This is a genomic window from Phenylobacterium sp. (genome assembly GCF_025934275.1).
Taxonomy (GTDB): domain Bacteria; phylum Pseudomonadota; class Alphaproteobacteria; order Caulobacterales; family Caulobacteraceae; genus Phenylobacterium.
Genome location: NZ_JAICYI010000102.1, coordinates 1 through 4,875 on the forward strand (window position 1 = coordinate 1; position 4,875 = coordinate 4,875).

5 protein-coding genes are annotated in these 4,875 nt (G+C 69.4%); 3 read left to right on the plus strand and 2 right to left on the minus strand.

The window, feature by feature from the left end:
* On the minus strand, positions 1 to 780 hold a 780-nt coding region (locus Q0W60_RS17230), incomplete at its 3' end, for a glycosyltransferase (protein WP_297697309.1).
* A 12-nt stretch (positions 781 to 792) separates the two neighbouring features.
* On the minus strand, positions 793 to 1,962 hold the full coding sequence (gene wecB, locus Q0W60_RS17235) for a UDP-N-acetylglucosamine 2-epimerase (non-hydrolyzing) (protein ID WP_366075961.1): 1,170 nt from the start codon (positions 1,960 to 1,962) through the stop codon (positions 793 to 795).
* A 382-nt stretch (positions 1,963 to 2,344) separates the two neighbouring features.
* Between wecB and Q0W60_RS17240 the strand changes: the two genes are divergently transcribed.
* The 3 genes from Q0W60_RS17240 to Q0W60_RS17250 all read left to right on the plus strand — a co-directional run.
* The gene (locus tag Q0W60_RS17240) at positions 2,345 to 2,863 is read left to right on the plus strand and encodes a prepilin peptidase (RefSeq protein ID WP_297697311.1); all 519 of its coding nucleotides are present in this window, start codon (positions 2,345 to 2,347) and stop codon (positions 2,861 to 2,863) included.
* 58 nt (positions 2,864 to 2,921) lie between these two features.
* On the plus strand, positions 2,922 to 3,875 hold the full coding sequence (locus Q0W60_RS17245) for a type II CAAX endopeptidase family protein (protein ID WP_297697312.1): 954 nt from the start codon (positions 2,922 to 2,924) through the stop codon (positions 3,873 to 3,875).
* Positions 3,876 to 3,981: 106 nt separating this feature from the next.
* A partial coding sequence (locus Q0W60_RS17250; protein ID WP_297697313.1) for a pilus assembly protein TadG-related protein occupies positions 3,982 to 4,875 on the plus strand: 894 nt, incomplete at its 3' end.

Below are 4,875 nucleotides of genomic sequence, written 5' to 3' on the forward strand. Positions count from 1 at the left end.
CTCGCCGGTCTCGCAGAGGGCGGCGATCGCCCGGCGCGAGAAGCAGGTGCCGACGCCGGCCGAGGGCACCGCCCGGGCCAGCGACTCGCGGACCACCAGGTCCTTGGCGTGCCACTCGGCGAACTCGTCCATGTAGGTGCCGGCGACCCACTCGGTGAAGCCGCGCTCCAGCGAGACCACCGGCAGCTGGATCAGGTCCTTGCGCGGCAAGAGGTAGTTGAAGAACCGCAGCTCGACCGGGTGCAGCACGTCCTCGCAGTCGTGCAGGATGAAGCCGGCGAACTCCTGGCCCGCAGCGGCCTCGTGCTTCAGGGCGGTCTCGACGATGGCGTTCAGGCAATCGGCCTTGCAGGTAGGGCCGCCGTGCGGGACCTCCACGCGCACCACCCGCTTGTGCCGCCGGCGCACCCGCTCGACCTCGCGGATGGTGTCCGGGTCGTTGGGATAGGTGCCGACGAAGATCACGTAGTTGTCGTAGTCGAGTGTCGCGATGGTGTTGGCCAGCATCGGGGCGATCACGTCGTCCTCGCGCCAGGCCGGCACCATGATGGCGATCGGCTGCTCGGGGACCTGGTACAGCGCCGCCTCGCTGAGCGGCTTGTGGCGCGGCTTGACGAACAGGCGCCGGTAGGCGGTGCGCAGCCAGAACCAGGCGTCGACGAACATGTCGTCGAGCGAGGAGAAGCCGATCATCACCGCGACGATCAGGGCTGCCCAGCGGCAGATCGCGGCGTAGGTCTCGAGGGGCGCGGACGAGGCCGCGGCGAACGACTGGAGCACGTGGGGGCCTCCTCAGGCGCGCAGGCGGACGGGCGTGGACGGGATGACGAATTCCTCGACGGGCTCGCCGCACACCGACTGGACGATGCGCCGGGCGGCATGGCCGTCGCCGTAGGGGTTGCGGCGCGCGGCGAAGGCCGCCCGCTCATCCGCGTCGTCGAGCAGGTCGCCGACCGCGGCGACGATCCGCGCCGAGCTCGTGCCGACCAGCACCGCGGTGCCGGCCTCCACCGCTTCCGGCCGCTCGGTGACGTCGCGCATGACCAGCACCGGCTTGCCGAGCGCCGGCGCCTCCTCCTGGATGCCGCCGGAATCGGTGAGGATGACGTCGGCCCGCTGCATCAGGCGCACGAAGGGCAGGTATTCCTGCGGACCGATCAGGCGGACGTTGGCGAGGCCGCCGAGCCTGGCGTGCACCGGGCCCTTGACCCTGGGATTGAGATGCACGGGGAAGACGATCTCGACGTCGTCGCGTGACGCGAGCGTCGCCAGCGCCTGGCAGATGTTGTCCAGGCCGTCGCCGTGGTTCTCGCGGCGATGGCCGGTGACCAGCACGAGCTTGCGGCCCTCCATGGCGCGCGGCAGGGTCGCGTCGAGCGAACGGGCGAGGTCCGGATGCTGCTCGAGCATGTCCTCGATATGCTTCAGCGCATCGATCACGGTGTTGCCGGTGACCAGGATGCGGCCCTCCAGCCGCTCGGCGGCGAGGTTCTCCTTCGACCGCTCGGTCGGGGCGAACAGCTCGGCGCTCACCAGGTCGATGGCGCGGCGGTTCATCTCCTCCGGCCACGGCTGGGCGAGGTTGTACGTCCGAAGGCCCGCTTCCACGTGGCCTACCGGGACGCCGCGATGGAAGGCGGCGAGCGCGCCGGCCAGTCCCGTCGTGGTGTCGCCGTGAACCAGCACGCGGTCGGGCTTCACCTGCTCGATCACCGGATCCAGGGCGGCCACCATACGGGCCAGCAGCGGATTGAGCCCCTGCCCGGGCGACATGATGTTGAGGTCGTCGTCGGGCAGGATGCCGAACAGGTCGAGGACCTGGTCGAGCATCTCGCGATGCTGCGCGGTGACGCAGACGAAGGAGGCGATGTCCCTGCGCCGCCGCAGCGCGCGCACCACGGGCGCCATCTTGATAGCCTCCGGCCTCGTGCCGAAGACGGTCAGAACCTTCACCACCACCACACCCAAGTTTTTTATGGCGAGCCTGATGGCCCGCGGTTAGGCAAGTCTTGGCATGGTGGTCGTGATTAATCGGTTAATGGTCACACCGGTCGAACACGTGAGAATACTGTCCGATCGCATCGCGATATACTTGGCGTATTTACCATTTGTCTTTGAATGCGGCGGATCGCGGACCGGGCGAGGGGAGAGGATGTTCGCCCGGCCCGCTTACGCCGGAATGGCCCGAGAGGGGGCCACGTGCTGCGTCCCAGAATGGCGCACTGGGACCGCTGCAGACTCCGCGTTTCAAGATCGGCGCCCGACGCGACACCAAGGCTCCTACCGCGCGCCGGCAAGAGTTGGTTCATTCGCCGGCCGTATGGTAACCGCCAAAGGAGAGACCATGCCGCCGATCGTGCAAGCCCTCGCCGTCGCCGTCTTCCCCGCGCTGGTCATCGTCGCGGCGTTGCGCGACGCAGTGAGCTACACGATCCCGAACTGGATCTCGCTCGCCCTGATCGCCGGGTTCGCCGTCGCCGCGCCGGTGCTCGGACTGAGCCTGGGCGATATCGGCCTGCACGTCGCGGTAGGCGCGGCCGCGCTGGTCATCGGCTTCACCCTGTACGCCTTGAACTGGATCGGTGGCGGCGACGCCAAGCTCTTCGCGGCCACGGCGCTTTGGCTTGGCTGGCCGGCGGCGGCTTCCTATGCGCTGTTGACCGCCATCGCGGGCGGCGGCCTGGTGCTGGTCATCGTGGGCCTGCGCTCCGCCTACATGCGGCCGTTCCTGGTCACCACCCCGGCCTGGCTGACCCGGCTGGCGGAGCCCGGCGAGGACATCCCCTATGGGGTGGCGATCGCGGCGGGCGCGCTGCTGGCGTTTCCCACCTCCAGCCTGATCAAGCCGTTCCTGGCGCTCTGAGGCGCAAAGACCGGCGCTCGGACATGATCGCGGCGCGCGGCCAGGGCATGCTGACGGCATGGACGCTGTGATTCGCGACACCGAGCAGACCGACGCCTTCCCGTTCCTGCGGCTCGCGGGCGCGCGCGACCCCGGGCGGCTGGTGCTCTTCCTGGTCCTTGGCGTGCTGGCGGCCGGCGTCGCGGGCCTTCTCGCCGGCCTCGCGATCACCCTGGGCTTCGCCGTGGCGCGCGCCGGCGGCAACCCGCGGGCGGTGGCCGATGCGCTCGACAGCCTGACCCGAAACGCCGCGTCCGGCCGACCGCTGCTGAGCTACAGCTACGAGCTGACGGTGGCCGGCGTCGCCTCGATCGCCGCAGCCTGGGCGGCGCTGGCCGTGGCGTCCGGGATCTTCGGCCGCCCGATCCGCTCGTTCCTGACCGCGGCGCCCCGGTTCCGGTGGCGCGTCGTGGGCGCGGGCTTTGCGGTGGGCTTCCCGCTGGTGGCGGTCGCCTTCCTGGCGGAGCGGGCCTTCGCGCCCTCCCCGCTCGCGGCGCCGATCCTGACGCCCGGCGCGGGCGTCGGCGCGCGGGCGGCCTACGCGCTGATCGCGGCGGCCTGCTTGTACCTCGCCGCCTTCGCCGAGGAGGCGCTGTTCCGCGGCTGGCTGCTGCAGCAGACCGCCGCCTGGACACGCAACCTCATCGTCATCCTGGCGGTCAACGGCGCCCTCTTCTCGCTGGCCCACTTCGATCCGAACCCGGCCAACCTCCTGCTGCGCGCGGTGATGGGCGCGGGCTGGGCCTGGATCGCGCTGCGCACCGCAGGCGTCGAGTTCACCACCGGCGCGCACCTGGCCAACAACCTGTTCATCGCGCTGTTCGTCATGCCGGTGAGCTTCACGCCCGCCAAGCCCGGGCCGTTCGATATCCGCCCGGCGCTGGTGGAGCTCGCCACGGTGCTGATCCTGGCGGGCGTGGTGGAGCTGCGCCTGCGCCGGGGCGCGACGAAGGCCGATCCCGCCCGAGCCTGACGCCGCCGCCGGCCGCGGCGGATTCGCGCGAGACGTGCATGGCGAGACATCTGGCGCAGGTTTTGCTAGGTTTGATTGGGATCAGTCCGTCTTTGGGGGACCTGCCGTGGACCTGGAACAGACGCCGAGGCGCAAGGGGCGCTTCCTGCAACGCGCCTGGAAATGGCTTGCTGACGAGCGCGGCAACATCGGGCCGATCCTGGCCCTGATGGTGGTGCCGATCGTGGGCTCGTTCGCGATCGGCGGCGAGACGGCGTCCTGGTACCTCTACCACCGCGCCCAGCAGAATGCAGCGGACTCCGCAGTCGTCGCCGCAGCGATCCAGGGCGGAACCACCTACGCCGACGTGGCCAAGGCCGTCGCCACCAAGTACGGTTTCACGACCGGCGGCAACGTGACGGTCACACCGACCACCGTCGCCTGCCCGGCCGGCGCGACGGTGATCTCCGGCGCGACGTGCTATCAGGTCACGGTCGCCAACAACGTGCCGGTATATCTCACTCGCGTGGTCGGCTACTCGGGCGACGTGACGCTCGCGAACGGCGCCCGCGGCAAGGCGATCAGCGCCAAGGCAATCGCCGGCCTGACCACAGGGACCACCACCTTTTGCATGATCGGTCTGTCCCAAGGCATCACGCTGAACGGCGGACCGGGCACAAACCTGACCGGGTGCGATCTTCTCTCCGACAAGGACCTGGCGTGTAACGGACTGAATTCCGATTTCGGGGTGGGCGGGGGCTACGCGGTCGGAACCAACAAGAACAACGATTGCGGCACAACTCCGGTGAGCGGCTATCCGGCGTTCACCGATCCGCTCGCCTCGACCATGAGCTCCAATCTCTCCAAGCTCTCGTGCACGTATGCCGCATCCTCGACTTTCAGCCAGGCGGGTCTGGCTACCGGCGACAACTGCTACACGGGACAGGTGAAGCTCGCCTCCGACGTCACGATCAGCACGCCGAACACAGTGCTGGTGATCCAGACCGACGCAAGCGGCAAC